This window comes from Oleiphilus sp. HI0132 (genome assembly GCF_001635845.1).
Genome location: NZ_LWGJ01000733.1, coordinates 1 through 428, shown reverse-complemented (window position 1 = coordinate 428; position 428 = coordinate 1). Strand labels below are relative to the sequence as shown.

Below are 428 nucleotides of genomic sequence, written 5' to 3'. Positions count from 1 at the left end.
TCTGTTTACATGCGCACCCTTGATATAGGTGGTGATAAAGCTTTGCCGTACTTCAGCTTTGAGGAAGATAACCCTTATCTGGGTTGGCGTGGTATACGTTTTACACTTGATAATAGTAGTATTTTTCTGGCTCAGATTCGAGCGTTACTTCGTGCAAACCTTGGGATTGGCAATATGAAAATTATGTTGCCGATGGTGAGTCGTGTAGAAGAAGTGGATGCGTTCAGAGAGTTGCTTGACCAAGCAGTGGCTCAGCTACTTGCAATGGGGCTTAAAGTTGCAAAGCCAAGCGTGGGTATAATGGTAGAGGTGCCAGCAGCAATGATGGCCCTGCCACACCTATCAAAGCGAATTGACTTTATATCTATTGGTTCTAATGATCTAACGCAGTACCTACTTGCAGTGGATAGGAATAATCCGAAGGTCTC

General features: G+C 44.4%; 1 protein-coding gene. It reads left to right on the top strand.

What is annotated here, in order from left to right; genetic code table 11:
• Positions 1-428: putative PEP-binding protein (locus A3766_RS08680; protein ID WP_304440946.1), on the top strand; the 428-nt coding region annotated here is incomplete at both ends.